Here is a 25,970-nt window from a genome sequence, read left to right on the forward strand (position 1 = left end):
GTGAATGCATACGAGGTAATCATTGTTGGAGCAGGATTGGCAGGTCTTACCGCCGCTCTGGCGCTATCTCGTTCTGGAGTATCCGTTGCCCTTATTGAAAAGAATAACTTTCCCAAGCACAAGGTTTGTGGGGAATATATTTCGAATGAAGTCCGAGACTATTTGGAGTCTTTTGGACTCGATCTCAGTGATGCAGACCCTATCCAATATTTAAGGTTTAGTACGGCGGGCGGTCGAATGCTGGAGACGTCCCTGCTTAGGGGGCTTTGGGATCAGTCGTTTTACCCTGGACCACAGACTTTGGAAACTCTGCCAGGCTTCTGGTGTCGTTTGTGTACAAGAAAAGGTGGAGGATTTGCAGGTCAATATTCAGGCAGACCAGGAGTATCCAGCCAAAGTCGTCATGGCCTCAGGTCACGAGCTCAGGGCTAAAGTGCTCTTGGCCACACATGGTAAGCGCGCAGCTTTGGATCGGCAACTCGATCGTTCTTTTATTCAGCAGAAGAGTCCTTGGGTGGCCTTTAAAGAACATTACACGAGTTCGGCTTTTCCGTCGGGTTCCGTGGAGTTGCATAGTTTTCAGGGTGGCTATTGTGGTTTGTCCCGGACTGAGAACGGATCCGTCAACCTGTGTTTCTTAATACATCAAAACCGCTTAAATAAAGGGACTTCCCGTGATGCACTACTCAAAGTATTGAGTGAGAATCCTCATTTAAAGGCTTTTCTCCAAGAGGCGACGCCCTTGTTCGATCGTCCCATGAGTATTGCGCAAATCTCTTTTGGTATTAAAGAGAGTGTCGAAAACCATATTCTCTACGCAGGCGATAGTGCAGGACTCATTCATCCCCTTTGCGGAAACGGGATGGCGATGGCCATCCATGCTGCTTCTATAGGAGCGCAACTCATCTCCTCATTTCTGGCTGGTGAGATAAATCGCCCAACCCTGGAATCTGAATACAGCAAAAAGTGGAAAAAGCATTTTCAAACCCGTATGCGTACCGGTAGGTATATTCAGAACCTTATAGGTAAAAAAGTACTGAGTGAACCCCTGGTTCCTCTCTTAAACCAGTATCCTCATTTGGTTCAAAAGCTCATTCAATTAACCCACGGAGAACCGTTAAGCGTATGATGGATTTTAGTGTACGTTTTGATGGAAAAGAGATCATGGACGGGCCGGAAAAGGTGCCGGGAAGTTATGAAAGGGCCTATCGGGACATCAGTCGGTGCAATGCCATGCTCGGCGGACACAAAGCCAACCTTTCGGAGGTTAAAAAATTGATAAACAGAAACATAAAAGAATCGTATACGATTTGGGACCTTGGAAGCGGGGATGGAAGTACTCTTGCTTACCTGTCAAAACACCTGAAAAACGGTAAGAAGAGCTACACTTTTCAAGGTTTTGACTTGAGTGCACTCAGCGTTGAAGTTGCTCGTCGAAATTATGCCCACGACGAGCGTTTACAGTTCTACCAACAAGACATTTTAAAAATGTCCACAGAAAATAAACCGGACATTATACTTTGCAATCTGACCCTGCATCATTTTACCGATGAGGAGGCCAAGATCTTATTGAAAACTTTAGTCGAAAGGGTCGAGTTGGGTGTTTTGATCAATGATCTGGAAAGGCATCCTTGGGCTTACCGATTGTTTAAAGTCTTTAGTTTAGTTTTTATTCGAACTCAAATCGCCAAAACGGATGGCTTGATCAGTATACGTCGGGCGTTTCATCTCCAAGAATTTAAGCAATGGGCCCTAGAGATTCCCCAGGCCCTGCACCGAATTCGCAAACAGCCCTTATTTCGATTGATTTGGGTACTTGAACCTCTTAAACCATCAAAAAATTGAACAACCCGTAATGAAAGAAACAACAACCGCCTTGAACTACCCGCGCATTAGCCATGTGCATAAGGCATTGCCTGAACACACGCGCAATACGGCCGAAATTTTACCTTTTGTTCGGCTCTGGCTTGAAGGCCAGGACGAGCGCTTTATACGCAAGGTGGTCAAAGTGTTTGAAGGAGCAGGCGTAGACAAACGCTACGGCATTATGAGCATTGAAGAGGTTTTTCAGGCCACCTCATTTCAAGATAAAAACAAGCTTTATGAAGCGGCGGCCAAGGAATTGGGCGAAAACTGTTTGCGCGGAGCTTTAAAGGAGTCGGGATGGGCCGAAAAGAGTATCGACATGGTGATTACCGTGAGTTGCACCGGGATCATGATCCTTCTTTGGATGCCTACCTGATCAATGCTTTAGAACTCCGACGCGATGTAAAACGGCTGCCGGTAACGGAGATGGGATGTGCCGCAGGGGTTTCTGGAATTATATACGCAACGCACTATTTGAAAGCCAATCCCGGAAAACGGGTTGCCCTTGTTGCGGTGGAATGTCCTACCGCTACCTTTCAACACGGAGATTTCAGTATGGCCAATATGGTCAGTGCTGCCCTCTTTGGAGATGGCGCAGCTTGTGTGCTCTTGAGCTCAAAAGACGAAGACAAAGGGCCCGAAATCAAAGGGGAGGGGATGTATCACTTCTATGAAGCCACCCATTTGATGGGCTTTGACCTTACCAATACGGGTTTGCAAATGATTTTGGATCCCGAGGTGCCTTCTATGATAGAAAGTCATTTTATGGATCTTTTAGTGCCCTTTCTGCAAGAGAACGGGAGTGATCTCAATCGACTCAAACACCTGGTTTTTCACCCGGGAGGAAGAAAGATCGTCCAGACCGTCGAAGACTTGTTCGGAGGCTTGGGAAAGAACATTGACGACACCCGGGAAGTGTTGAGGCAATTCGGGAACATGAGTAGTGTAACCGTCCTCTATGTACTCGAACGATTTTTGAATCGGGAAGTCCCTGCAGGAGACCAGGGTTTATTGCTCAGTTTTGGGCCAGGATTTTCGGCTCAAAGGGTATTAATTGAATGGAAATAGCGTACTATGGAACCGAAAAAATCGTATACGATTAAGCCATACGCCTTGATTTTAGGGGGAAGCAGCGGCCTTGGATGGGCCAGTGCTCAAAAATTAGCTCAAAAGGGCTACGCCTTGTGGATTTTGCACCGAGATCGGGGAACAGAAAGAGACAATCTCGAGAAAAAATTTGCTGAATTACGCCAGCATTGTCCGGAATTAATCACCCAAAATACGGATGCCATTCACCCTCAAAAAATGGTGAAGGCCATCGAAGAAACCTTGTCAAAAAACCCCAAAATCAAAGTGCGGCTTTTGCTCTTTAGTATAGCCAAAGGGAATGTAAAGCATTTGATTGATCAAGATTCATTAACACCGGCCGACTTAGCAGTGACAGCCGAAGCGATGGCATTTTCGCTCATGCGCTGGGTTCAGGAATTAGACAAGCGAAATCTATGGACTTCTCCAGCGAGTGTTTTGGCTTTCACCAGTGAAGGAGGGCGTAGGGCCTGGCCTGGTTATGCAGCCGTGGGCGCTGCAAAGGCGGCCCTGGAAAGTCTAATTCGTTCTATGGCGCTGGAATACGCACCCAAAGGTATACGCTTTAATTGCCTACAGGCGGGGGTTACGGAGACGCCTTCCTCGGCCTTAATCCCGGGTATAGAAGAGCTTAAAAGAGAAAGTGAGAGAAGAAATCCCTACCAAAGGCTCACCACTCCGGAGGATGTGGCTAAGGTTGTCAGCTTGCTGGCTAGGGATGAAGCACTCTGGATTAATGGAGCCATCATTCCTGTAGATGGGGGAGAAAGTATACGTTAATGAGAAACAACAAATACACGGCCTATATCGAACGATTGCCCTATGGCAGAGACTTTTTGTTCGTTGAAGGCATTGACCACCTGACCGATGCAGAAATCAGGGGCTACTTCACTTTTAAAAAGGACTGGCCTGTTTTTTCTGACCATTTTCCGGCTAACCCTGTTGTGCCGGGCGTAATTCTGATCGAATCAGCGGCTCAAATAGCCTTGGGTATACATGGTTTGTTTTTAGAGGAGCAAACGAGCGGAGAGGTCCAAAATGGACAAATTGCCTTTTCTGAAGTGCAAATGGAGTTTCTAAAGCCTCTTTACCCTGCTGATAAACTGATTGTTATAGGGTCTCCTGTCTACTACCGATTTAATAAGCTCAAGACCAAAGTACAGCTGTTTAATCAGCAGGAAGAAATGATAGGCAGAGGAGTTATGTCTGGAATGTTATATACTGAAAAACATATATATAGAGTTTAATATGTCAACTAGAAAAAGAAGGGTTGTAGTAACTGGCATTGGGGTTTGCGCCCCCGGAGCTTTGAGCGCCGATGCTCTTCATGACTTATTGCTCTCTAACGGAAATGCTATCGAACACTTTCCTGAATTGCAAGAGTTGAACTTCGGGTGCCAGTTGGGAGCGAAACCGGCCTACCAGGAAGAAATGTTAGCGCCTTATTTTGATAAGCTGTGGCAGAGAGGGCTGAAAAGTGCGGGTATGGTTTATGCGGTATTAAGCGGGATGGAAGCCTGGAAGAATGCAGGATTAGAAGCAAGGCCTGAACAGCGTGATCCACAGGCAGGGATGGTCTTTGGAGCTGGAGTTCTTGGTGTAGATAAGCTGTACGAGGCTTTTGCTCAGGTTGACCAGGGTAATGTTCGCCGCTTGGGAAGCACAACGGTTTTGCAAACCATGACCAGTGGAGCCAGTGCATACTTGGCTGGTTTGTTGGGTTGTGGAAACCGAATAAGCGCCAACTCCTCTGCTTGTAGTACTGGAACAGAAGCCGTTATTCTTGGCGCCGATTGGATAAAACAAGGCAAAGCCAAACGGATGTTGGTTGGCAGTACTAGCGAAGGCGGACCCTATGTTTGGGGTGGTTTTGATGCAATGAGGGTGCTGCCCCGATCTTTCAACGACAAAGTGGATCAAGCCAGTCGTCCAATGAGTGCAACTGCGGCGGGCTTTGTTCCTTCTTGTGGCGCCGGAGCCTTGGTTTTGGAGGACTTGGATACCGCTACAGAACGCGGAGCAACTATTTACGCTGAATATCTGTCAGGTAGTCTCAATGCCGGAGGTCAAAGGGAAGGGGGGAGTCTAACGGCACCCAATCCTAAGGCTGTGCGCGACTGCATTCGAGAAACGATTAATAAAAGTGGATTAAACGCGAGTGAGATCAATGCGATCAACGGGCATTTAACGGCAACCAAGGGAGACGTAGCAGAAATTGCCGCCTGGACAGAAGTGTTTGCCGAACAGCAAGCCAATCTGCCTCCAATCAATAGTTTCAAGGGGCACCTTGGGCACGCCTTAGCGGCCTCTGGCAGCATTGAATTGGTCGCTTGTGTAAATCAACTCAAGCACCAGGTGATTTATGGGAATCGAAATTGCGTCGATCTGCATCCAGAAATTGCAGAGATGGCCGGGGATCGAGTTTTGCAAACATCCCGATACCAGTCCCTGGAGGCTATCATCAAAGCGAGTTTTGGTTTTGGAGATGTAAACGCAAGTGTTATTTTTAAGAAGTGGTCAATGGATTGACCTTAAACACGCCTATGGATAAAAACGAAATGCAGGAGAGCCTGCTAAAAATTGTAAAGCTCTATCTTCCTGAAGATGTGAGTATTGAGGATGTTCAGTTGAAGAGTAATTTTATACAAGACTTGAATATCAATTCCGCTCACCTTGTGGACATTGTTTTGGATGTAGAAGATGAATTCGGCGTGGTGTTAGAGAATGAAGACATGGATGGCATGCAGACGGTGGAAGATGCTCTTTCGATCATCACCAAGAAGTTGGAAGACGCCTAGAGAGATTCCTTTAGACCAAAACGAATACGGAAAGTGACTTTGTTCTCTTCCTTTTTCTTTTTAATCCAAATCCCAAAGTCACTGCTGAACAGCTCGCCTATTGCGGTGTAATAGTCCTTACTTGGGTTCTTTTCGATCCTCAGCTCCAGGGGCTTTTGAACGCCTTTAATCCGGATATTACCTTTTATTTGGTAGCCATTGGAAGTCTTGATCAGGCTTTCTGTATGGAATTCCATGGTTGTGAACTCCTTGCGGTTGAAGTATTTCTTACTCATTAAATGCCAATCCCGAATCGCATTGCCGGTCTCGATACTTCCCACTTGGATACTAGCCTTCCATTCTTGGGGCTGGAGAGAGTCCAAATGAACCGTATCGGGGAAACTGAATTGAGTGAAAGTGCCCTTCACGTTTTTGGAAGGAAAAGTAAAACGGACGTCTACATTCGTGAAACGCATTCTGTTTAAGCTATCCTGAGAAAAAACAGTGTTAATCGTAAAAAAAAGCGCAATAAGAGAAAGGAGATGTCTAAGATTCATGTAGATTTGCTGAACAATTTGTAAGAAAAATATTATTTATTTTAATGATTCCGGTGCAGTGATATAATATGCTGTAATACAAGGATTTGAGAAGCGTTAAATGTTGATATTTTCTTGGTTTTTGTTGATTAGTCTTGTAGGAATAAGGCAATAAAAGGCTAAAATAAGCGTAATTTAACTGGACGATTCGATACTTAAACAATTATGCCACATTCCGAGACTAAAATTGTTGCTACAGGACAATCAGAATTGGATCAATTGATCCTCAAGCTGGAACGCAGTCACAAAAGTGTATTGCGAATTAGTACGAAACTGCAATCCTATACTTACGAGCCCAACAATTTGGAATCTTTTGAAAAGTTACGCAATCTGCGAATAGGTTTTCGGGATTTGGCTCGAGATCAGGTTTTGTTATTCGAAGTGATCAAAAATGGCAAAACCATTCGGGAAATGCTGATCGAACGTCTCGAGCGCCTGCAATCTCGTTTTTCCGACCTGGAACACGAGTTGGCTTCCTATCTTCTGGACCTTAAAGGCTACTACTAGGACCAAAGAACCTTCTTTCCTAAAATGTTGAACGAAGATAGCCTGTTCTTTATAGGGAACTTGAAGGATATTCTGTTAAGGTACTAGAGCATTATCGGCATTCTTAGTAATTTGAAAGACTAAGAAATCATCACCTATGCTTGCTCGAAAATTCACTTTTTTCTTTCTTCTTGCTTTTGTTTTAGTACCGGTTTGGTCTCAAAATGGGCTTTCAACCGTGGTTATCTGTTGGGATACTTCAAAATCGATGGAAGTCCGGGCTATAGAGGAAGAAATGAGCTACTTGGAGAAGCTTTTTAAAGAAAAGAAAGAGACCAGGGTGCAGCTCTTGTTGTTCGGAATGGATGTCAAAGAGAGGACTTATCAAATTCGACAGGGCAATTGGAGTAAACTGAAAACGGACCTGCAAAATGTCGATTACGAGGGTGCTGCTTTTTATTCTGCCTTAAATCCAAAAATTGAGAACCGCAAAGTCTACCTATTTACAGACGGCCTTCAACTTCTTAAAAAGGATTATCTACTGCTAGGAGAGGGGAGTACCATTCTCAATAGTTCACCCAAGGGCAATAGAAAGTTCTTGAATAGAACAGCTCTGTTAAACCGTTCAGAATTTCAAGATTTGGTTTCGGAACAGCTGGTAAAAAGGGTAGAAGAGGAAGGGGCTCAAATTCGAGGCACCGTTTTCGTTGATAACGAACGGTTGGCGAATATTCCGGTAAGGGTAAAGGGATCTGATCGGGTGGTGTACACCGATCAGCAAGGGGAGTATTTGATCCCGGAGGCATTGAAGGTGACAGTATTATTGTAAACAACGATTTTACTTTTGCGATAAGGGATATCCAGGATCGCGAACTCTTTTTAAAATCTAGGATCACCCAATTGGATGAAGTGGTCCTTACCGAAAACAAGAAGGTGTCTGAAGTTTCCAAGGAAGAGGAGGGAACCGGCTATGCTGTTCAGTCTATAGGCAAGGAGGAGCTCACTACGGTAAATACCAATTTAAATTCGGCTGTGCGCGGGCGATTCTCTGGAGTAACGACAGGAGGGGGGATCCAAAGTGGAGCAGATCAGGACCTCAGCCGGTTTATCGTGAGAGGCCAATCCAGCATGTTGTTAAATAACTATGGACTTATCGTGGTCGATGGAGTGCCGATCAAGCAATCGAATTCGTCTAGTTCGAATTTTCAGAGCGGAGATGCCATCGCAAGCACCAATTTTATTGATCCTGCACTCATAGAAGATATTACGGTTTTGAAAGGGTTGGCTGCAACCAACCGGTTTGGATCCTTGGGTTCCAACGGGGTGTTGTTGATTACCACAAAGACAGCGGTCACTAAGGGTAAAAATGGCGAAATTGTGGATCGAGCACGACTGACGGACAATATTTATAACGAGAACGAAGCCTTGGCCAAACCCCAAGAGGCGCCCTTTTATCAGCTGCTCAAAGCGGCTCAAAACCCGCAGGAGGCTTACCAAACCTACAGCTCACTTCAGGAATTGAATAAAGGAAACATAGCCTTCTACCTGGAGTCCTATGATTATTTTTCGAAGCAAAATAAAACACGGTCTATAAGTGTTTTAACTAATATTCTGGAGTATTTCCCGGAAGATATCAAACTGTTGAGAACGGTTGAATTTTATCTTTCTCAAGCAGGCTACGACCAACAGGCACGTCTGGTGAACGATCAAATCCTGGAGATTTCGCCCAGTAATTTGCACGCGTATTACAAAAGAGTGATGTTGCCCGACGATAAAGCCATTCAGACCCAGATGGAAACCAAGTACGCGCTTCTTAAAGGGAGAAAGAAATTCAAGGAGATCAATGCGCAGCCCATTCAAAAAACACTGCTCAGGGATATCAAGAATTTTATTGAGAAAAACAGGGCTGCATTGAATGTAAACTCCATCGATTCCTACCTGGCCAACAATATCCGTTATGATGCGCGCTTTGTGTTTGAATGGAATAACCCGGAGGCCGAGTTTGAGTTGCAATTCGTGAATCCTCAAGACCGGTATTACAATTGGGGATATTCGCGTAATGAAGATGCACAACGGTTGAATTCAGGCTTGATCAACGGCTATATGTTGGAAGAATTTGAATTCTATGGTAAAGAATCTATCGGAAAATGGATTGTGAACGTAAAGTACTTAGGGAATATCTCAGAAGCAGATCAAACACCTTTGGTATTGAAATGTGTGGTCTACACAGACTTTGGAAAAACCACAGAGCAAAAAAAAGAAGTGGTGGTGCATCTTTCTAAACGCAATCAGAAGCAAAACGTACTAGAAATCGTCGTTAACTAGATCTTTTAAAGGGGATTATAAAGGAGGCCATTCTGTATCTCCTATAATCTATTTTACATAATATAAATTATAGAACAAATAGTCTGAGCAGTAATTGATGGTGTCCCCGGCGTATAGTTTTGCTATTTGATATAAAATCAGTTCTGACGCTTTAGCGTCAGAAGGTACCGATTTTAGGCCAAAGTTGAAGTTTTATCATCGTCTTAGAACCCATTAGATCTTTCCCTACAAATCCACACAGATTTCTTTGAGGGCGCCTTTGTTGCCACCGCCATGAAATACAACGCGTTCAATTCCCTTTCCAATTAAATAGAAATCTTTAAAAGAGTTTTGATAGACTGCAGCACTATCGAGGACTTTTCCCTGTTCAGTAGTCGCCCAAACCTTAAATTCGATATTGTTGCTCGCCATTCGCAGTTTAACCTGATTCAGCCGTTTTGGAAGCCCAATCGACATTCCTTCGGATTCGAATTGCAAGGCAGTTTTTTGCCCTGTTTCGTTCACCATGAGTTTGCCATCAGATTCTACAGTAAAACCAGCTTGTTTAAAAGGCGAACTTATAGGGGTATCATCGGGGTAAGTTCCAAAATCGAGACAGATGGAAATCACAGGGTTTTCAGCAAGATTGCTGGTCCTTCGTCGGTTTTTGTCAGTTTTACACGCCTGAAGCGTCAAAAAGCCAACAAATACAGAAACCATAATAGATTTGCACATAAGCAGAAAAAAATCCTAAAGTTCTTTCAACTCCTGGTCAGTGCACTACTAGAAAACTGTAATCCTTATACAGATTACCATCTATTTTCGGGCGTTGAAGTGTTATTTCAACTAGTCGAGGGATGAATTTAGCTCTTCCAGTACGGTTTTAAGCTCCTCATATCGCTCTTGCACATCCTTGCCTACCTTCTGATCGGTTCTTCCGACCATATTGTAGAGATAAGATATCTGTGAGACCAGCATTTGCTGTGGATAAGCGCCTTTGGCGTTTCGAAGCTTGTTGAGCACATTCTTCAGTTTTTCCTGACGCTCAGAACTTCCTTTGGCTTTTTTGAGGTCCTTTTCTAGTCGATCCTGAAGCTGGCGAGCTTCGCTCAATAAAGAGATAACTTTTTGTTGCCACTCCCCTTGCGCTTGCAGTTTGTCCAAGGTCAATCCTTCCGCCTCTACACGTGGATCGGCCAAAACCTCAAAGGATTGTTCCATTTGCTGCTCCCCTACAGTCAGACGAGCCGTGTATTGTCCCGGAAGGACCATGGGCCCATTGCGGTATCGCCTTCTGCTATTTTTGTGCCACGGACCTTTAGAGCGCAGATCCCAAGCAAATCGGTGCATTCCCCTACCCTTTTCTAATCGGGTATTTACATAGCGGAAAGTAGTACTCAGATTCATGTCTTCTACCTCTTCGACGGATGATTTGAGTAGGGAGTTCCCACTAAAAATGGAGACCACCGTATTCCCAGACTTGTCTAGTATATCCAACTGCACCTCTGATTTACTATCGGGCAGATAGTAATCAATATAGACCGCTGTTCTTGGATAAGCTGGAAAAGTCCCGGAAGAACGTACCAACGGGTAACGGTAACGAATGGTTTTATCCGGAGCGAATAAATGAGGCTTAGCCCCTAGAGAGCTGATGCCTTGATCTCGTAGAGGCGTAATATTGTCTAGAATCCAGAATCCTCGGCCCATAGTGCTGACAATCAGGTCTCCACGGTAAATTTTTATGTCGGTAATGGGTGTCACGGGCAGGTTTTGCTGAAAAGCTTCCCAGCTCTGGCCATCATCCATAGAAATGAACATTCCGTATTCCGTACCTGTATAAAGCAAGCCTTTGCGCACTGGATCTTCACGCAGTACTCGGGTGGTGTAATCAGAGGGGATTCCACTACCCGACTTGGTCAATAGCGACCAGGTTTTTCCGAAATCTGTGGTTTTGTACAAATAGGGTTTTGCATCTCCTAAAAGGTGGCGATCGACAGCAATATAAGCGGTGCCCAAATCATGCACAGAGGCGGCAATGGATTCTACCCGCCCTCCTTTGGGTAGTTTTTTAGGCGTGACATTTGACCAGGTTTTTCCACCATCGCGGGTCACAGAGACAACTCCGTCGTTTGACCCCGTCCAAATCAAGCCTTCTTGCAAAGAGGATTCCCGAATAGAATACAGGGTGCTGTAGTACTCTTCTCCGGTGATATCCCGGGTAATAGGGCTTCCGGAAATTACCTGTTTGTCCGCTTCAAAAGCCGTCAAATCGGGTGAAATGGTTTCCCACTCAAAACCATCCGAATCGGTTTTGTGCAAAAACTGGGAGCCGTGATAGACCACATCCGGGTTATGGGGCGAAACATGTACCGGAGCTACACGCTGAAAACGGTATACCAGGTCTTTAGGATTGTGGCCGTAAATATTCGAAGCTCCCACATAGTAGCTTTTCTCCACTCCGGTTAGTTTATTAAAAACTCCAAACCGCCCTTTACAGTTGGCGTAGACAATATTGGGGTTACCGGGTTTAGGGACCGCAGGTCCGGTTTCGCAGCCACCCGTATTAATGATCCAGGCAGATCCAGGATTCTGCACAGCACTTGGTGGAAAACTCGGTACGGCAATGGTGGTGTAATTGTCTTGTTGGCCTGCGTAGAGCCAATACGGGTATTGGTCATCGACCTCGACCTGATAGAGCTCAGCTGTTGGCTGGTTGAATTGAGTAGACCAGGTTTCTCCGCCATTAAAGCTCACGTTCGCTCCTCCATCATTGGCCTGAATAAGGAGTTGCGGGTTACTTGGGTTGAGCCAGATATCATGGTTATCGCCATGAGGAACTGACAGGACTCTCCAGGTTTTTCCGCCATCAGTCGATTTGATTAAGGGGTTGGCATTGGAGTAAACAATATCGGGATTAGTCGGGTCTAGTTCTACATTGGTGTAGTAAAAGGGACGGTTGACCAGGCGGATATCATCAGAGACATGGGTAAATGAACCACCCTGGTCTGAGGATTTGTACAGTCCCTGCTCTCCTTCCGGGGCTTCAATTACGGCGTAAAGAATGCTGGAATCAACTGGTGATACCGCAAGATCAATTTTTCCTATCGTATTCTGTGGCAAACCTTCATTCAGCCTCACCCAGTCTTGACCTCCATTGACGGATTTATAAATCCCGCCTTCATCCCGGTTTCCCCCAGAAATAATCGTCCAGGGCTTGCGCTCTGCCTTCCAAGCGGCTGCATACACCACATTGGGATTTCCGGGCAGCAGTTCCAAGTCAGAAAAGCCAACCTTATCCGATATAAAGAGTACTTTCTCCCAGTTTTCTCCTCCGTCTTTTGTTTTGTAGATTCCCCGCTCCAGGTTGCTGGTAAAAGCATTCCCGATGGCAGCGACCCACACGATATTGCTGTTGTTGGGATCGATTTCTACCGCCCCGATCTGCCCGGCATTTCTAAGGCCGATATGCTTCCAGGATTTACCTCCATCGATGGATTTGTAGACCCCTTTTCCGCTGATAACATTACTGCGGAGCCCGTCTGAACCGGTTCCCACGTAGACAATATTCGGATCGTTTTGAGCGACACTGATGGCTCCAATTGAAGGTGTATCAAAGTAACCATCGGAAACATTCTTCCAGGTGGTGCCGTAGTCCAGGGACTTCCATACCCCTCCTCCGGAAGCCCCTAGGTAAAAGGTCCCGGGCTCTTTGGCTACTCCCGTAACAGTCGTCACACGTCCACCTCGAGAAGGTCCTACGGTTCTATACTGCAAAGATTCATAATTCGCTGTTGACAATTGGGAAGATTCTTCCTGACCCATACACCAGAGGCCGGACAAAGAAAAAAGCATCAAGAAAAGAACGCGAGTGAGCTTCATAAGGGAAATGATTTATAAACCCTTAAAGATAGGGAATATTAAAGGTCTCAAATTACTAGGGTAATAGGGTCTACACACAAAAAAAGCCCGGTTAATCCGGGCTTTTGAAGTATCGTTAGGAGCGTTGATTAGTCAAGCGTAATTTCCTGGGTAGCGCCATTAGGATAAGTTACTGTGGCCTTTTTGTCACAGGTCCCGTCTCCAAAGTCTACATCAAGAGAGAGTCCATTCTTGCTCACATTCATGGTTCCAGAGGACCAGTAAGCACAGTTGAACTGCTTCGAAATGTTTCCGGCAATGGTAAAGGTGTTTTCACCTTCCGTAATAGTCCAGTTTCCTTGCAGGTTAAAGAGGGTATCTTCTCCTTCTTCAAAGACGACCGTAAAGGTTTTGGTTCCGTTTTCTGTAATAACGCTGCCATCTTCCAGAGTAACCGTAATATTACTAGTTGTGGTGAACGAAATATTGGTTTCGCTTTGTTCCCCATTAAGGGTAATGCGGCGTGTTCCATTTACCGTTGTTTCACCAACCATAAAGTCTGTGAAAGTAGCGGTAAAACTCGCCCCATTTTGGTTCTCTTCGTAGAAAACATTAACGGTACCATTGAGCGTTTCTGACCCTTCAACAGAGCAGTCTGTAAAGGTTACCGTAAAGCCGTTTTCAGTATAGGTGGTTTCATAGCAGTCGTTCTTCGCTCTTTCACCAGCACGTTTTGTGGCAAAACCACCAATATAGAGGTCAGAAAGCACATCGTCCACAGTCGAAGTCAGGTCATCTGCATTCAGGATGGTTTCCATTTCTTGGCTCGTCAGTTCCTGCCCGTTTTCTACACCTAAATCCGGAGTCTCCTCTTCACTACAGCCGATGACGAAAAGTCCAATAAAGGCAAAAAAGAATGCTTTTTTAGTGATTTGCTTATTCAAAGACATGGTTATCGTTGTTTGGGTTACCCCAGTAAAACGGGTACTGACATCGAATCGTATACCTTAGTGGTTTTTCTCGTTCAAACGTCTTTTGGTTCTAAAGCGAGAAAACAGGACAATCTTTTTTTTGGTATTGATGAAGTAAACACCTGATAGCAGGATTAGTGCAGCCATACCAGCCTGAAGGGTGATCTTTTCGTTTAAGAAATAAGCCCCTAAAATCAAGGCCACAATGGGGTTGACATAGGTGCTGGTCGCCACCTTTTCGGGAGAAACGGTACGCAATAAGAAATTAAAAGAGGTGAAGGCAATAATGCTTCCAAAGATGACAAGTAAACCCATGGCCCAGAGTACATCAGTACTCCAAGTCACCGGACTACTCCACTGCTCCCCTGCGATCGTACTCATGACCATCAACAGGAGTCCACCCCAAAGCATTTGGTAAGCGGTGTTGACCAAGAAGTTTTTAGGGAGTTCGGCTTTGGCTACAAATAAACTGGCATAAGACCAGCTGATCATACAAATTAAAATGAGAAGCATTCCCACCCAGGCATATTCCTGCGTTAGGATTTGTTGCTGACTCACCAAGAGGTACATTCCGATCACCCCCAAAAGCACCCCCACATACGACTGAGGTTGGATGCGTTTACCTTGTAAGACCCACATCATCAATAGAATAACCAAAGGTTGAGCCGAGATTTCAAGGGCTGCAAATCCACTGTCTAAGTAACGCAAGGCCCAAACGGAAAAGCCATTGCCTATGGATAGAAAAAGAAAACCAGCAAATAGGGAATTCAGCGCTTGTCTTCTGTTAATTTTTAACGGCTTACCCGAAATGGCTGCCCAAATAAAAATTAAACCTGCTGCCGCTGTAAAGCGAAAACCAGATAACATAAAGGGAGGCAGTTCAAGAACCGCAATCTTATTCAGTAAGTAGGTCGAGCCCCAAATGATGTAAATCGCAGCGAAAGCAAGGATTACAAGGAGGTTGTTTGACGAAGCTTGCGGTTTACTGCTCATTGGTTTTTTCCATTAGCTTTTTAAAGCCTAGGGCAACTCCGTTGGTCCATCCAAATCCATCTTGGGTGGGGTACTCCCCTCCCCCCGAAATCAGGCTAAGGTCTTCCACGTTGTATTTTTCCATCATTTTCCCTGTATTCGCATAGACTTTCTCATTGATGTTGAGCCAACGGTCCGCAACGAGAGTTGCGTCGTCTGTATACCCGTAGTTCAACAAACCATAAACGGCCATCCATTGAAGAGGCGCCCAGCCGTTGGGGGCATCCCATTGCTGACCTGAATGATCTACCGTGGTAAGAAGACCACCGGGTTTTAAGAACTGTTTGATTAAGGTAGCGCGCACCTGGGCGGCTTGTTCAGGTGTTGCCAGCTCAAAATAGAGTGGATAAACCGCGGCCAATGTCCATTCCTGCATGGATTTTTCATCTTCAAAATCGTAATCCAGGAAGAAGCCTTCATCTGACCAAAGGTACTTTTGAATGGCCGCCTTACGGGCTTCCGCTTTTGCTTTGAATTGGGTCGCTTCCGCAACCTTGGTTTGATCAGCATAGGCTTTACTGATTTGCATTTCCATGAAGTACATCAGGCTGTTCAGATCTACCGGTAAAATACGGGTGGTCTTGGTTGTCGAAAATTTTCCTTTGGTACCGTACCAACGGGAACTAAAATCCCATCCCGAACAGGCCGCAGCTCGAAGGTCACGGTACAGTTGTTTCTTTTGTTTCTCATCGTAGAGCATTTCGGCTAATTCGCGATCCTCTCGATATGATTCTGGTCTGGGTGTATCTCCAGAATCCCAATAGCGGTTGAGTACAGCACCATCAGCCAATTCAACCCGATAACGACTGGCCGTCGAGCTTCCCCAGCTTTCGTTCAGGCTGTCTTTCCGCATCCAAAAATCATATTCGGCAAGCATCTGTGGTAAAAAGCGCAGGCGCTGTGCTGGATTTTCTCGAGAAATGGCATCCACCATCAAGCTGAAAAAAGGGGGTTGAGAGCGGGTGAGGTAATAATCCCGGGTTCCATTGGGAATGAATCCAAGGGAGTCTATCAAAAAAGCAAAGTTTTCGACCATGCTTTCGGCCAGTTCATACCGCCCACTCACCAGCAAGCCTTCCATGGTAAAGTAGGAATCCCAGTAGTAGATTTCACGGAAGCGACCCCCAGGGACGATATAGGGCTTGGGTAAAGCGATTTTACTCGAATGGGCTTCTGGAACATCAGCTTCTTTGCGCAGTCTTGGCCACATGCGCTCAATGTGCGCATACATATCGGAAAGGGTGTCATTAGCAGCAATCTCTGGTAAGGCGGGGAAGCGCTCAAAGTTCTCTTCTACGAACGCTTTCAGTGAAAAGTCCTTCTCTTCGCGTAGCTCCAGGTATTTCTTCTCGAGCAGGGCAAAGGAATCCTTTGGGGTGTAGTCCACAAAGGTTTTGGAATCCGGAAAGAATCCCTCCAGCTGAACCGCCTTAAACAGTTCTGTTTCGTAGTACTGATCCGCAATAGTTGTCGGAGTGGGTTCCTCCTTACAAGCCACAAACAAAAGAACAAAAGCAGTGAGTACACATCGTTTTTTCATAGAGCAAATTGGATAGTACGTTAAAGATAGAATCTTTCCTTTAGAACTATACAGGAAACCAATACCTTTAATGATCCATGGACCGCAGTATATTACGAGATCAGGTGAAGACGTACTTGTTGGAGCAAATTCAGCAAGGCCGCTTGGGCGTTGGTGAATCCATTAACCTGGCTTCCCTCTCTCGGGAAACCAAGATCAGTGTAACTCCTATTCGGGAAGCATTGAGTCAATTCGAACACGCCGGTATTGTCAAAGCATTGCCCAATAGAGGCTTTGTTATTAGCAAAATGGAAGCCAAGGAAGCAGAGCAGTTATTCGAAACCCTCGCTCAATTGGAACTGATGGCCCTGGAAGACACGGCAATTGACCAAATAGATACCACTGAGCTTCGAAAGCAACTTCGCAATCTAGAACAGACCCATACCTACCTCAGTCGACTTAATGCGCATTATACCTTTCATGACCTGTTGACGGGTAAATGCACCAACAAGGTCCTTTTGGGAATTATCCAGGATTTACGAATTCGGGTTTTGTTCTATGAGCAGGCCTTTGTTACCGAACCTTCTTTTTATGAGCATATTGACAACCAGAAAGAAGCCATTGTGCAGGCTATTGAAGAAGACAACCTGCCCACGGCGGCTTTGATTCTTAAAATGAACTGGATGATTGTGCTGAACCATGTCAAAAAAGAAATGGCCCAGAAAAACTGAGCCATCCTTTTGAAACCTTATTCAATTAATCGTTGGTATAGTTGATTTTAATCCAAATGGCGGTGCCACTCATAATGGCTTCCGAAACAACGATCAACTCTTTTTCGTCAATAACATCACCATTGCGTTCGGCCACTTCGTCCACTCCGATGACACCATCCCGAACATTTCGAGCTCTTGTAGCAATAAGCAGATCTCCGGCAGCCGGTTCCTTAGCCGGATCGCCAAGCAATTGGTCAAAATAACGGGCACTTCCGTCAGATTCAGAATATTGTATATAACCCTCCTCAGAAAGCTTTTCGCGTACAGCGGCATCGGCTTTAGCGATATCCTGATTAGAACTGCTGGCGCTGGTGATGATAGCCGTATAACAGTCCACGCTCTGCAAATCAGCACAGAGACTTAAGGCCGTTTGATCTGCTTCGTTTTGGCAGCTGCTACCAACCAATTCGCTAAGACCCAGATAATCAGGAATAACGCACAGATAGGTTGCCGCCCCTGCACTTAGAATCAGAATAAGAAGGAATAGAGGCAGTACCCAACCTCTCGACTTTCTTCTAGGTCGGTAAGAGGACTCTGAAGAAGCCTCATAGCTGGGGCGTTCTGATGAACCCGTTGAAAAGGCCATCACCGGTTCCTTCACTTGAACGTTTTCTGTTGGTTCTTTGGCTAGAACAGGTTCGGTTCTTGTGTTTTCCTCTGAGCTCTTTGGCTGATTGTTCCCTTTTTCGTCCAATAATTTATGAGTCACCTCCTCTTTCAAGTCCAAAGCCTGAATCAATTGCTCTAAACCTGCACGATAGGATTCTTTGAAATCGGCCTGTTGAAGTCGACGAAGTCGGAATGGAATTTCGCAATCTTCTACGAGTAAGGGGATTACTTTTTTGTCTTCCTCCATCGCAAAGGAAACTTCATCCATTACGTTATTGGACTCCACGGAAGTCTTGGAAAGTACAACCAAGAGGTAGCCAGAAGCTTGTAGCGCTTCTTCTATGGTGCTATCCCAGTGATTTCCGGGTGCAATATCCAATTGGTCCAGCCAGATAGATGCCCCTGCACCGCGCAGTTGGTTGGCCAATCGCAGGACAAACTCAGAGTCGTCACGGGAGTAACTAAAAAATAGGGTTTCGCTAGTCATGTGAGGTAGTTTACGATTTACTCTTCATCCGGATCAAGAAGGATATAGGTCTTCTCAAAAATCTCGGCATCACAGGGATAGAGCTCTCCCTCAATCCCGCGCATCAGCCAGTCTCCTTTTTTACCTCGCATGATGCCTTCCATGGTTTCGACTTCAAAGTCTTCGTCCATTTTTATGCATCCAACAGGTATGGGCTTTTTGATGGCCTGTTTGAAATCCAGCTTTTCCGCCTTTTTCCGGTTGATTTTAAGCATTTCGAAAAATAGTAAAAATATCAGCGTAAAAACTGCTGGTGAAGAAATTGAAGAAAGGGCTGTTGATCATCCGCATTTCCGCTTAATCCAATAAAGGCCTGATAGGCATTGGTGTGGATGGATATTTTTTCTCGGAGCCCGCCTAAAAGTGCAGCAGCTTCGTAATGAGCCCGGGCTTGATCTTCCTCCTTGAGGTAGAGGTAGGCCTCCGCCTTGGTGGCCTCAACCCATAGTCCTTCCTCCCCTGCTTTTTCAATCAAGTCCAAAGCTTCGCGTGCATGTCTTTTCATATCGACCGGATCTTCAAAGGCGAGCAGCGATAAGAATGCTAAATTGATGCTGTGGTAGTAAGCTTCTGACCAATCTTCTCTTTTCTGAGCCAGTTCCAGGCCTTTTTCGTAAAAGGTAAAGGACTCCTGGGCTGTGGCAAAAGAAAGGGTTTCTAAATATTTGCGTTTGAGCCGCCCGGCTATGAGTCCTAGCAAGTGCGTATTGCGTTGGGCCAAGGGATGTTCCCTTAAGAGGTCCATGATTTCGTCAACTCGGCCCAACCCTTCGAGGGCAAATACCAGCTGTTTCATAGAACGAACGTCTAAATCGTCAGCTCGGGGCAAGAGGCGGTCTACCACTTTGCGGTATTTACCGAGGGTAACCTCGATTTCTTCCTGGGAGGTATACCGATGAAAGAACTTCTTGTTGTTCAGGCTTTGAAAGATTAATTGGTATGCGTCGTTTTCTCGGTTCTCCCCTTTGAGTAAACTCAGGTGATCTCCTGCAATGGTTACGCACTCCTTATCTTGAAAAGGCCCAAAATTCGATTCTAAAGAAATGGCGTGGTCTTGTGTGCCAGCAACCACATGGAGGCGGAAAGGATAACGCTCGGGGAAGCGCGCAGCCCATTTGGCCCTCATGGTTGAAATAAAGGGTTGATTGGCAGCCAGGTCCTTGTACTTGCGGTTCCAGATCTGTTCGGCCTGTTCTTCCGGAATTCCTCCATTAGGACTGGCCAAAAGCATGACGTGCGAAATTCTGCGGATTTCGGGTTCTTCCAATTGGGTTATGGATTTTTGAACCACAAGCCCTCCCAAACTGTAACCTAAAAGAGCAATTTGGCTGTACTTGGCATAGCGGTACCGAAGACTGGTTGCCAAATAATCCGCAATACGTTCAATGTCAGAGGTACTGGCCCAGATTTCTTTGCCTTGTTCCGGTTCGACGAAGGAACTGAAGCCAACCGGAAAAAGATCCCAATTCATCAGTTCGGCTTCCTCCATGAGCAGATGAGGAATTTGGCCGAAACTATCAGAGGCCTCTCCCGAAAATCCATGAACGAAAAGAATAACCCCCTGAGCCCCCTCCTCTTCCCGGAAAACCGTAACAGGCGCCTCCTTTTCATTTTCCATGATTGGAATGGTCTTTTCTAAATAAACCTGTTTTTGAGCAGGAAGTTGACTGACAATAAAATCGTCATAGATCTGCAGATTGGCGTAGGGTCGTTGATAAGGATTGCGTTCAGGAACCTTGCGAAATAAGTATTGGATGACTTCAGAAATCCGAATAAAGGGTTCATTGAAGTAGGTTTTATGTTCTGCCCGAAGCACCTCTTGTAGACAAAGGGTATACAAACTGTGATCATCTCCGTCCAGGATCCAGGAAGACTCGTTTTCGCGACAGGAAGAGATGATGGACATTCCTCCCCCATCATCCAGCTGCTGGGCTAAACCCTCAGCACTGACGGTACTGGATTTTGATTTTTTGAAATGCTGTCCGATCCCTGCGGCGTGGCAGCAATCCAAGAAGAATACCAAGCGTTTAGACGACAGCTGTTTGATTTTTTCTTGCAGTTCTTCTGCCTTGACCCAAGTATCTTCATAGCCCTCTGCATCAAAGCCATGAGGCACCAGGTAAAACTGTTGCCAGGGCGGATAATAGCCTCCGTGTCCTGAGTAAAACAACAGTACCGAGGATTCTTCATCCACCTTTTCGATAAGTCGATCAAAGGCCTGAAGAATATGCTGACGATCCGCCTTCTCTTCGGTTAGCAATTCGATATTATCGGCCGGATACCCCCCAATCTTTGGATCTGCAAGTAGATCATAAAGGGATTGGGCATCAGCGGCAGTAATCGGTAAATCGGCACCTACCCCGATTAACAAAGCGTAGGCATTACTCAATTCCTGCATACTAATGTCTTAATCGCAATAGTTGGTGAAAATCTGATCGGTTGTGTAGCCTGTCGAGTAAGGGATCATTGGCAAAGCTCGAACGGGTGTAATAATGCCCCTGATCAAGAGCGGTCCGCAAGAGCTTCATGGCTTTTTCTTCTTGACCCGCAATGACTTGGAACTGGGCTTCGGCATAAGATACAGCACTATTGGCCTGCTCCTTGTGCTCGTCAAACAACATTTCCGCTTCCTTGAGCCTACCCATTTTGGTAAGGGCTATAGCCTGCCAAGAAATAGTTTCGTGTTGACCGGTCCAAGCCACGTCCTTTTCGCGTTCTTGCAAGTAAAGCTCTAGAAATGCTGAATAGTCCTCTGAATAAAAGAGTGCAGAAGCCCGGGTATGACTTTGGATACTGTTGGAGGGTAAACGAGAAATACGCTGTAAATAAAGTCGAGCTCTATTGGGTTCGTTGATCAAAAGGAATTCCGTACCCATTTTAAGGTAAAGCTTGGCCAGGGTTTCGGCTTCGGTTTGATCCAGAAGTTCAAAATTCTTTACGGCCTCTTCGATTTTCTTGAACTGTCTTGAGCGAATTAAGGCAGTTAAAAAGACCTCCTTCAAACGGCGATATCCAGGAGCTGAATATGAGGGCGTAAAAGGTCCAAGGCCGCATGAAACTGTTTGTTGAGCACTTGGGACCAGGCTCTTAAATAGAGGCGATCTCGGCAAAAGTCACTTTGTCGGATCTCCTCTTTACTCATCGGGATCTGCTCAAAATAGGCCTCTATATCCGAGGGCTTGTTGACGTAAAAGAGTGCCATGGACATGACTGACGAATTGGTTTGCAAGTCTCTTGGAGCCAAAAAGTACTCTTCTTTCATGTGCTGATAGGCCGATGCATAATCCAGCTGGAGCAGACTGCGATACAGCAGGATGAGGTTTTTTTGCCGGCTGTCCCATTTTTCAATGGAGTTTTCAAGTTCCCTCAAACAGCTGTCTGCCCGATCCAGATCTTGTAAGTTGAAGTAATACCCGACACGCAAAATTTTGGGTTCAAAATAATCCGGGTCAATTTCGAGGGCTTTTTCCAACTCCCCCATAAAAATAGAAGAATCGTGGTAGAATTCTTTGGCCTTTTCCAGGTGTAAAAAGGCCCGATAAGAAATCGGATTCTGTTCCAGGTTAAGCTCTTTCTTGTCTTCCCGTGCTAACCAGCCCAATACACGCTCTGTCAGTTGTTTGACCCCATTGGACATCTCCTCTACAGGTACGTCCACTTCGATAACTTTAAGGGTCTTGTGGGAGCTTCGGTCTTTGATTTCGGAATGCAGGTGGAGTTTTCCGTCTTCTTCCGAATAACTGCCTTTGATCAGCCTGCGGTGTGGCATGCGATTGAATTTTTCTCGGATCGCATGTTCATCCAGGCCGTCAATGCTTTGGTATTCTTTTAAAAAGCTGGGATAATCATAGGATTCTGCCAGTTGATGTTTATTGATTTCGCGACTTAACCAGGTGGGTGCACGTTCACTCAGGATAGCTAATTTGGGATTGGATTGTAAGCTGAGATCTTCGAAGGCCAGTATACCTAAGGATTTCCCATTAGCCGAACTACTCAGGGGGGGGTACTCATTTCTTCTTCCTCTTCCTCCAAAAAAGATCGGGCAAAGCCTTCTTTAAGAGGACAAAAATGCCAATGCAGAGCAACAAGAGTAGGGAAGGAAGTACAATCCAAAACCCTTTTAAAAATGCTGGATCCAGGTGGGGGGCTATTCTGCTTATAGGCTCATAGTCACTTAGACTTATAACCGATAACAAGGAACCACTGATGAGTACAATTCCTAGTCCAATTAATTTAAAGTAATCCTTACGAAAGGTCCCTCTGTAGTATTCATCGATATCGCGTGCCGATGGATCGTAAACGCTTTTATCGATATAAGGGGTAATCTGAAAAAACCAAACATAGTAGAGAAAAGCGGGAAAGGCAGCGATGAGAAAAAATACCAGTCCAAGAAATAAGGGACCCGAAAGCCTTTCGCCATCTTCTCTGTAGATATCGAGAAGAACATAGACCGTTCCGGTGAAAAATCCGATGATAGTTCCCCCTCTTGAAAAGTAAACTGCAATCTTGTTGAATACTTTCCATTTACGGCTTTCCCTAATAAAATTAAGGGGGGTCATGCGTTTTGGTTCGTTTGGTTTTTTTTACTAATATAGGATAAAGAAGAACGTTATGCCCACAGAACCAACGACCTATTCGGCTTACACTTCTCCAAAAATGGGAGCCGAAAGCGACAAGCCCAAAACGGATAAGCCAAAAGAAAATACGGAAAAACCTAAGCCTCAGGGAGTTCCTAAACCCGGCGTGATCATCCGTCCGGTCGGGGATTAATCCTGAAAGGGATTTCTTGTTAATTTCAAAAAATCTTCTTCAGTATCAATATCAAAGACCGATCCAACCGGTTGGACCCATTCGATGTCTCGTTGTTCGCAATTGATCAGGTCCCTCGCTCCCTTATCGCCTTCTAATTGTTCTAATGCTGACCAAACAGATCTGCTAAATACTGCAGGTACGCCTCCCCTTTTTCCGTAGTCGGTAGCAGCGCCTTCATTTTTCTCAGCGGTTTTTAACAATTCTTCAAAATGAAAACGTCCCAAGCCCGGTTGATCACAGGTCGAAATCAAGATGGTCTCAACCCCAGTCCTGTTTACTAATTCTTTAACCCCCATGGCAATAGTCGATCCCATGCCTTGCTTCCAATTAGGATTCCAGAGGATGTTGGCTTCAACGGGAAGAACGGCTTCCACCGCTTCTCGATGAGCTCCCGTGAGCACCAGGACATCATCGCAACAAACCTTCAATTCCTCAAAAGTATGCGTGAGTAAGGTCCTGCCTTTATAAGGAAGTAATTGTTTGGGTCGACCAAGGCGTTTGGATTCGCCTGCAGCCAGCAAAAGGGCGACCGTGGATTTAGCTTCCATGGATTTTCCCTTTCTTATGTTTTAATCGTTCCCCGCTATGACCCCTTTCTAAAAGAAGAATTTCGGAAAGGATGGAGAGCCCAATTTCTGCTGCATTTTCTGCGCCGAGGTCCAGTCCTGCCGGAGCATTCCATCGATCTGGAAATTCCAAGGGGGCACTGGGGAAATGATCAAATAAGCCTTCAACCAGTTTTTCCCGCCGGTGCGCCGGACCCAGAATTCCCAAATAAGCAAATGGACATTCTGATAAGGCTCCAAGAAATGCTAAATCCCGAGCAAAATTGTGGCTCATCACCAGGATATTGGTTTGCTGATCCGAAGGCCAGTGCATTTGTTTTACTTCCTGTCCGGCGCTCCATTCCTCATGGTGGTGTGCAGCCGGAAAATCATCGGTCTTCTTTCCTTCTTTGGGGTCCGTCACCACACCAACCTCATAGCCTTGAGCAGCTGCCATAGCCGAAATCACCACCGCGTCGTGTTCTCCTCCAAAAATGAGTAATCTCTTGCGGGGACTTAGTTCTTGTTTAAAACAGAGGCCTCCTGTTGTAACTTCAGACGATAGTGGCCATGAATTGCCTTCTTCGCTCCATATCGTTCCCAGGCCTTTTTCGGCATTCATATCCAGGGAGTAGTAACTCTGTAGTTGAAACGACTTTCGGTGATTAAAGCTCTGGTCTAGAGCTTCGAAATGATCCTCGTCTACATCAAAAGGTTCTAATAAGAGGTACAATATGCCTTCGCATCCAAGACGATAACGACCATCATACTGCATCATTTTGGGTTTTTGTGAGGCGAAAACTGCTTCTGCCTGTCGCTGCACTTCTTTTTCGACACAACCGCCACTAACAGCCCCTACGCGTTCTCCCTGTTCGGATATCAGCATGCGTACTCCAGGTCTGCGGTAGGAGGAGCCTTCAAGATGAACAACAGAAGCCAATACAAAACGCTCATTTTTGTGGCGCTCTTTATAATGGGTCCAAAGTGTAAACCATTCGTGGGTCATGTCGCTATAAAATTAATTGAAAGGACTGATAAGCAACGGGCTCATCGGCCTCTACCGCGCTTTGTGGAGGAATGCTAATCAAGCCGTCCGCCTGCGCCAGACTGACTAAATCTCCGGAGCCGTTACCCGTCAGAAGTTCAGCTTTCAACTGTCCTTGTACGGATACCAGCTTTACCTGGATGTGCCTCCAGAGATCAGAAGGATTATAGAAGTGCTCTTTCATCACCACCCTTTCGGCCTTGGTTTCCAGACCGAGGCTCTTTCGCAACCAAGGAAGCACATACAGTATAAAGTTTGAGAAGGTGGACGCTGGATTACCCGGCAGGGCGAATACCACTTTACCCTTCGTCCGATCGGCTCCGAACCATAGAGGTTTACCTGGTTTTTGCCTTACACGATGAAAGACTTTCTGGATTCCGAGTTCTGGCAATACTTCCGGAAGGTAGTCGTAACGGCCTTTGGATACTCCTCCGCTACAAATCAGCAGGTCGTTTTGTTCGAGTAGGCTTGCCAAATCCTGACGCAAGAGTTCTTTGTCATCTCTTATGATTTGAATACTACAGGGAATACCCAATTCTTCCAGTCCGGCCTGCAGGCTGTATACATTGGACATGCGAATCTGATGAGGAGCAGGTTCTTCGTGGGGTAAAACCAATTCATTACCAGTGGCTACAATAGCTACCTTAGGTACAGAATGAACCTGTAATTCAGTCTTGCCGACAGAGGCCAATAAGCCAATTTCAGCTGACCCCATTCGAGAACCGGCTTTTAAGAGAACGTCTCCTTTTTGCGCATCTTGGCCTTGAGGGTGTATGTTTTGTCCGGGGGTGACTTCTTCTTGAAGCAGGATACGATTCTTTTCTCTTTTTATTTCTTCATACATCACCACGGCGTCGGTGCCCAGCGGTAATGGAGAGCCCGTCATAATTTCAACGGCTTTCTCAGGGTCCTTTAAGCGGTATTGGGGATCACCAGCGGCTCGCAGTGTTTCGATTACCCCTTCCCTATTGACCAGATCAAAACTCGCAGTATGGAGTGCAACCCCATCTTTGGTCACCCGATTAAAAGGGGGAAGATCGCGATCGGCCAGAATAGGCTCTGCCGAAATCCTTCCGCGTGTTTTCTCGAAGGAGAGTGTTTCTTTCTCCGGCTTAAAGAGATGCTCGGAGATCAATTGATGCGCCTCTGCTGGTGTGATCATAGT

The 25,970-nt window shown here is 45.7% G+C and carries 27 protein-coding genes and 1 pseudogene; 13 read left to right on the forward strand and 15 right to left on the reverse strand.

What is annotated here, in order from left to right:
* From BST99_RS03935 to BST99_RS03970, 8 genes and pseudogenes are all read left to right on the forward strand, one after another.
* Positions 1 to 432, forward strand: a complete 432-nt coding sequence (locus BST99_RS03935) for an FAD-dependent oxidoreductase (RefSeq protein WP_181044140.1) — start codon at positions 1 to 3, stop codon at positions 430 to 432.
* Positions 356 to 1,129, forward strand: a complete 774-nt coding sequence (locus tag BST99_RS03940; protein WP_146106193.1) for an NAD(P)/FAD-dependent oxidoreductase — start codon at positions 356 to 358, stop codon at positions 1,127 to 1,129. The genes BST99_RS03935 and BST99_RS03940 overlap by 77 nt, the downstream gene beginning before the upstream one ends.
* Positions 1,126 to 1,845, forward strand: a complete 720-nt coding sequence (locus BST99_RS03945) for a methyltransferase domain-containing protein (RefSeq protein ID WP_105000643.1) — start codon at positions 1,126 to 1,128, stop codon at positions 1,843 to 1,845. Before BST99_RS03940 ends, BST99_RS03945 begins: the two co-directional genes overlap by 4 nt.
* A 10-nt stretch (positions 1,846 to 1,855) precedes the next feature.
* Positions 1,856 to 2,934, forward strand: a pseudogene (locus BST99_RS03950) (type III polyketide synthase).
* A gap of 6 nt (positions 2,935 to 2,940) precedes the next feature.
* Positions 2,941 to 3,732 carry an SDR family oxidoreductase gene (locus BST99_RS03955; RefSeq protein WP_105000644.1) on the forward strand — a complete coding sequence of 264 codons (792 nt, stop codon included), beginning with the start codon at positions 2,941 to 2,943 and terminating at the stop codon, positions 3,730 to 3,732.
* On the forward strand, positions 3,732 to 4,199 hold the full coding sequence (locus BST99_RS03960; RefSeq protein WP_105000645.1) for a 3-hydroxyacyl-ACP dehydratase FabZ family protein: 468 nt from the start codon (positions 3,732 to 3,734) through the stop codon (positions 4,197 to 4,199). The genes BST99_RS03955 and BST99_RS03960 overlap by 1 nt, the downstream gene beginning before the upstream one ends.
* A 1-nt stretch (position 4,200) precedes the next feature.
* Entirely contained in the window at positions 4,201 to 5,481 is a 1,281-nt protein-coding gene (locus BST99_RS03965; protein ID WP_105000646.1) for a beta-ketoacyl-[acyl-carrier-protein] synthase family protein, read from the forward strand.
* A 14-nt stretch (positions 5,482 to 5,495) separates the two neighbouring features.
* Positions 5,496 to 5,750 carry an acyl carrier protein gene (locus BST99_RS03970; protein ID WP_105000647.1) on the forward strand — a complete coding sequence of 85 codons (255 nt, stop codon included), beginning with the start codon at positions 5,496 to 5,498 and terminating at the stop codon, positions 5,748 to 5,750.
* Here BST99_RS03970 and BST99_RS03975 read toward each other — a convergent pair.
* Complete coding sequence (locus BST99_RS03975; protein WP_181044141.1) at positions 5,747 to 6,205, reverse strand: YceI family protein; 459 nt, start codon at positions 6,203 to 6,205, stop codon at positions 5,747 to 5,749. The genes BST99_RS03970 and BST99_RS03975 overlap by 4 nt on opposite strands.
* Positions 6,206 to 6,490: 285 nt before the next feature.
* Between BST99_RS03975 and BST99_RS03980 the strand changes: the two genes are divergently transcribed.
* The 3 genes from BST99_RS03980 to BST99_RS03990 all read left to right on the forward strand — a co-directional run bounded on the left by BST99_RS03980 (position 6,491) and on the right by BST99_RS03990 (position 9,136).
* Positions 6,491 to 6,832 (forward strand): hypothetical protein, encoded by a 342-nt coding sequence (locus BST99_RS03980; RefSeq protein ID WP_105000649.1) that lies wholly within the window; start codon positions 6,491 to 6,493, stop codon positions 6,830 to 6,832.
* A gap of 136 nt (positions 6,833 to 6,968) precedes the next feature.
* The gene (locus BST99_RS03985) at positions 6,969 to 7,640 is read left to right on the forward strand and encodes a vWA domain-containing protein (RefSeq protein ID WP_105000650.1); all 672 of its coding nucleotides are present in this window, start codon (positions 6,969 to 6,971) and stop codon (positions 7,638 to 7,640) included.
* A 104-nt stretch (positions 7,641 to 7,744) separates the two neighbouring features.
* Positions 7,745 to 9,136: a YfaP family protein gene (locus tag BST99_RS03990; RefSeq protein ID WP_181044142.1), complete on the forward strand. Its 1,392-nt coding sequence runs from the start codon at positions 7,745 to 7,747 to the stop codon at positions 9,134 to 9,136.
* A gap of 225 nt (positions 9,137 to 9,361) precedes the next feature.
* On the opposite strand, the gene BST99_RS03995 is transcribed toward BST99_RS03990, so the two are convergent.
* The 5 genes from BST99_RS03995 to treF all read right to left on the reverse strand — a co-directional run bounded on the left by BST99_RS03995 (position 9,362) and on the right by treF (position 16,516).
* The gene (locus tag BST99_RS03995; protein ID WP_105000652.1) at positions 9,362 to 9,835 is read right to left on the reverse strand and encodes a hypothetical protein; all 474 of its coding nucleotides are present in this window, start codon (positions 9,833 to 9,835) and stop codon (positions 9,362 to 9,364) included.
* Between the two features lie 126 nt (positions 9,836 to 9,961).
* A complete protein-coding gene (locus BST99_RS04000; RefSeq protein WP_105000653.1) occupies positions 9,962 to 12,994 on the reverse strand; it encodes a WD40/YVTN/BNR-like repeat-containing protein in 3,033 nt (1,010 codons plus the stop codon).
* 128 nt (positions 12,995 to 13,122) lie between these two features.
* A complete protein-coding gene (locus BST99_RS04005) occupies positions 13,123 to 13,923 on the reverse strand; it encodes a hypothetical protein (protein WP_105000654.1) in 801 nt (266 codons plus the stop codon).
* A 57-nt stretch (positions 13,924 to 13,980) separates the two neighbouring features.
* On the reverse strand, positions 13,981 to 14,937 hold the full coding sequence (locus tag BST99_RS04010; RefSeq protein WP_105000655.1) for an EamA family transporter: 957 nt from the start codon (positions 14,935 to 14,937) through the stop codon (positions 13,981 to 13,983).
* Positions 14,927 to 16,516 (reverse strand): alpha,alpha-trehalase TreF, encoded by a 1,590-nt coding sequence (gene treF / locus BST99_RS04015; protein WP_105000656.1) that lies wholly within the window; start codon positions 16,514 to 16,516, stop codon positions 14,927 to 14,929. Before treF ends, BST99_RS04010 begins: the two co-directional genes overlap by 11 nt.
* Before the next feature lie 77 nt (positions 16,517 to 16,593).
* On the opposite strand from treF, the gene BST99_RS04020 reads away from it, so the two are divergent.
* Complete coding sequence (locus BST99_RS04020) at positions 16,594 to 17,226, forward strand: GntR family transcriptional regulator (RefSeq protein ID WP_105000657.1); 633 nt, start codon at positions 16,594 to 16,596, stop codon at positions 17,224 to 17,226.
* Positions 17,227 to 17,251: 25 nt separating this feature from the next.
* Here the strand turns inward: BST99_RS04020 and BST99_RS04025 are convergent, their stop codons facing one another.
* The 6 genes from BST99_RS04025 to BST99_RS04050 form a co-directional block, all read right to left on the reverse strand.
* Positions 17,252 to 18,364: a TIR domain-containing protein gene (locus BST99_RS04025; protein WP_105000658.1), complete on the reverse strand. Its 1,113-nt coding sequence runs from the start codon at positions 18,362 to 18,364 to the stop codon at positions 17,252 to 17,254.
* A 17-nt stretch (positions 18,365 to 18,381) separates the two neighbouring features.
* Positions 18,382 to 18,618, reverse strand: a complete 237-nt coding sequence (locus BST99_RS04030; protein ID WP_105000659.1) for a PGDYG domain-containing protein — start codon at positions 18,616 to 18,618, stop codon at positions 18,382 to 18,384.
* Positions 18,619 to 18,638: 20 nt separating this feature from the next.
* Positions 18,639 to 20,801, reverse strand: a complete 2,163-nt coding sequence (locus BST99_RS04035; RefSeq protein ID WP_105000660.1) for a caspase family protein — start codon at positions 20,799 to 20,801, stop codon at positions 18,639 to 18,641.
* A 1-nt stretch (position 20,802) separates the two neighbouring features.
* Complete coding sequence (locus tag BST99_RS04040) at positions 20,803 to 21,405, reverse strand: hypothetical protein (protein ID WP_105000661.1); 603 nt, start codon at positions 21,403 to 21,405, stop codon at positions 20,803 to 20,805.
* The gene (locus BST99_RS04045) at positions 21,402 to 22,172 is read right to left on the reverse strand and encodes a hypothetical protein (RefSeq protein ID WP_105000662.1); all 771 of its coding nucleotides are present in this window, start codon (positions 22,170 to 22,172) and stop codon (positions 21,402 to 21,404) included. The genes BST99_RS04040 and BST99_RS04045 overlap by 4 nt, the downstream gene beginning before the upstream one ends.
* 238 nt (positions 22,173 to 22,410) lie before the next feature.
* The gene (locus BST99_RS04050) at positions 22,411 to 22,962 is read right to left on the reverse strand and encodes a hypothetical protein (RefSeq protein WP_105000663.1); all 552 of its coding nucleotides are present in this window, start codon (positions 22,960 to 22,962) and stop codon (positions 22,411 to 22,413) included.
* Positions 22,963 to 23,014: 52 nt separating this feature from the next.
* On the opposite strand from BST99_RS04050, the gene BST99_RS14280 reads away from it, so the two are divergent.
* Positions 23,015 to 23,173, forward strand: coding sequence for a hypothetical protein (locus BST99_RS14280; protein ID WP_181044143.1), 159 nt, complete (start codon positions 23,015 to 23,017; stop codon positions 23,171 to 23,173).
* Here BST99_RS14280 and BST99_RS04055 read toward each other — a convergent pair.
* From BST99_RS04055 to BST99_RS04065, 3 genes are read right to left on the reverse strand one after another with little or no spacing between them, the layout of a single operon-like run.
* The gene (locus BST99_RS04055; protein ID WP_105000664.1) at positions 23,170 to 23,763 is read right to left on the reverse strand and encodes a nucleotidyltransferase family protein; all 594 of its coding nucleotides are present in this window, start codon (positions 23,761 to 23,763) and stop codon (positions 23,170 to 23,172) included. The two genes, BST99_RS14280 and BST99_RS04055, sit on opposite strands and share 4 nt — an antisense overlap.
* Positions 23,753 to 24,766, reverse strand: a complete 1,014-nt coding sequence (locus BST99_RS04060) for an XdhC family protein (protein WP_105000665.1) — start codon at positions 24,764 to 24,766, stop codon at positions 23,753 to 23,755. Before BST99_RS04060 ends, BST99_RS04055 begins: the two co-directional genes overlap by 11 nt.
* Positions 24,767 to 24,770: 4 nt before the next feature.
* The gene (locus BST99_RS04065; protein WP_105000666.1) at positions 24,771 to 25,967 is read right to left on the reverse strand and encodes a molybdopterin molybdotransferase MoeA; all 1,197 of its coding nucleotides are present in this window, start codon (positions 25,965 to 25,967) and stop codon (positions 24,771 to 24,773) included.
* Positions 25,968 to 25,970: the final 3 nt, after the last annotated feature.

This window comes from Aureicoccus marinus, from assembly GCF_002954325.1.
GTDB classification, from domain to species: Bacteria; Bacteroidota; Bacteroidia; order Flavobacteriales; family Flavobacteriaceae; genus Aureicoccus; species Aureicoccus marinus.

Excerpts from the sequence above, each read along its gene's own strand:
- BST99_RS03945 (WP_105000643.1), top strand. The coding sequence starts at position 1,126 with ATGATGGATTTTAGTGTACGTTTTGATGGAAAAGAGATCATGGACGGG.
- BST99_RS03975 (WP_181044141.1), bottom strand. The coding sequence starts at position 6,205 with ATGCGTTTCACGAATGTAGACGTCCGTTTTACTTTTCCTTCCAAAAAC.
- BST99_RS03960 (WP_105000645.1), top strand. The coding sequence starts at position 3,732 with ATGAGAAACAACAAATACACGGCCTATATCGAACGATTGCCCTATGGC.
- BST99_RS04000 (WP_105000653.1), bottom strand. The coding sequence starts at position 12,994 with ATGAAGCTCACTCGCGTTCTTTTCTTGATGCTTTTTTCTTTGTCCGGC.
- BST99_RS04045 (WP_105000662.1), bottom strand. The coding sequence starts at position 22,172 with ATGCCACACCGCAGGCTGATCAAAGGCAGTTATTCGGAAGAAGACGGA.
- BST99_RS04025 (WP_105000658.1), bottom strand. The coding sequence starts at position 18,364 with ATGACTAGCGAAACCCTATTTTTTAGTTACTCCCGTGACGACTCTGAG.
- BST99_RS04030 (WP_105000659.1), bottom strand. The coding sequence starts at position 18,618 with ATGCTTAAAATCAACCGGAAAAAGGCGGAAAAGCTGGATTTCAAACAG.
- BST99_RS04050 (WP_105000663.1), bottom strand. The coding sequence starts at position 22,962 with ATGACCCCCCTTAATTTTATTAGGGAAAGCCGTAAATGGAAAGTATTC.
- BST99_RS04060 (WP_105000665.1), bottom strand. The coding sequence starts at position 24,766 with ATGACCCACGAATGGTTTACACTTTGGACCCATTATAAAGAGCGCCAC.
- BST99_RS03955 (WP_105000644.1), top strand. The coding sequence starts at position 2,941 with ATGGAACCGAAAAAATCGTATACGATTAAGCCATACGCCTTGATTTTA.
- BST99_RS14280 (WP_181044143.1), top strand. The coding sequence starts at position 23,015 with ATGCCCACAGAACCAACGACCTATTCGGCTTACACTTCTCCAAAAATG.
- BST99_RS03965 (WP_105000646.1), top strand. The coding sequence starts at position 4,201 with ATGTCAACTAGAAAAAGAAGGGTTGTAGTAACTGGCATTGGGGTTTGC.
- BST99_RS03980 (WP_105000649.1), top strand. The coding sequence starts at position 6,491 with ATGCCACATTCCGAGACTAAAATTGTTGCTACAGGACAATCAGAATTG.
- BST99_RS04010 (WP_105000655.1), bottom strand. The coding sequence starts at position 14,937 with ATGAGCAGTAAACCGCAAGCTTCGTCAAACAACCTCCTTGTAATCCTT.
- BST99_RS04035 (WP_105000660.1), bottom strand. The coding sequence starts at position 20,801 with ATGCAGGAATTGAGTAATGCCTACGCTTTGTTAATCGGGGTAGGTGCC.
- BST99_RS03985 (WP_105000650.1), top strand. The coding sequence starts at position 6,969 with ATGCTTGCTCGAAAATTCACTTTTTTCTTTCTTCTTGCTTTTGTTTTA.
- BST99_RS04055 (WP_105000664.1), bottom strand. The coding sequence starts at position 23,763 with ATGGAAGCTAAATCCACGGTCGCCCTTTTGCTGGCTGCAGGCGAATCC.
- BST99_RS04020 (WP_105000657.1), top strand. The coding sequence starts at position 16,594 with ATGGACCGCAGTATATTACGAGATCAGGTGAAGACGTACTTGTTGGAG.
- BST99_RS04065 (WP_105000666.1), bottom strand. The coding sequence starts at position 25,967 with ATGATCACACCAGCAGAGGCGCATCAATTGATCTCCGAGCATCTCTTT.
- BST99_RS04005 (WP_105000654.1), bottom strand. The coding sequence starts at position 13,923 with ATGTCTTTGAATAAGCAAATCACTAAAAAAGCATTCTTTTTTGCCTTT.
- BST99_RS03995 (WP_105000652.1), bottom strand. The coding sequence starts at position 9,835 with ATGGTTTCTGTATTTGTTGGCTTTTTGACGCTTCAGGCGTGTAAAACT.
- BST99_RS03970 (WP_105000647.1), top strand. The coding sequence starts at position 5,496 with ATGGATAAAAACGAAATGCAGGAGAGCCTGCTAAAAATTGTAAAGCTC.
- treF (WP_105000656.1), bottom strand. The coding sequence starts at position 16,516 with ATGAAAAAACGATGTGTACTCACTGCTTTTGTTCTTTTGTTTGTGGCT.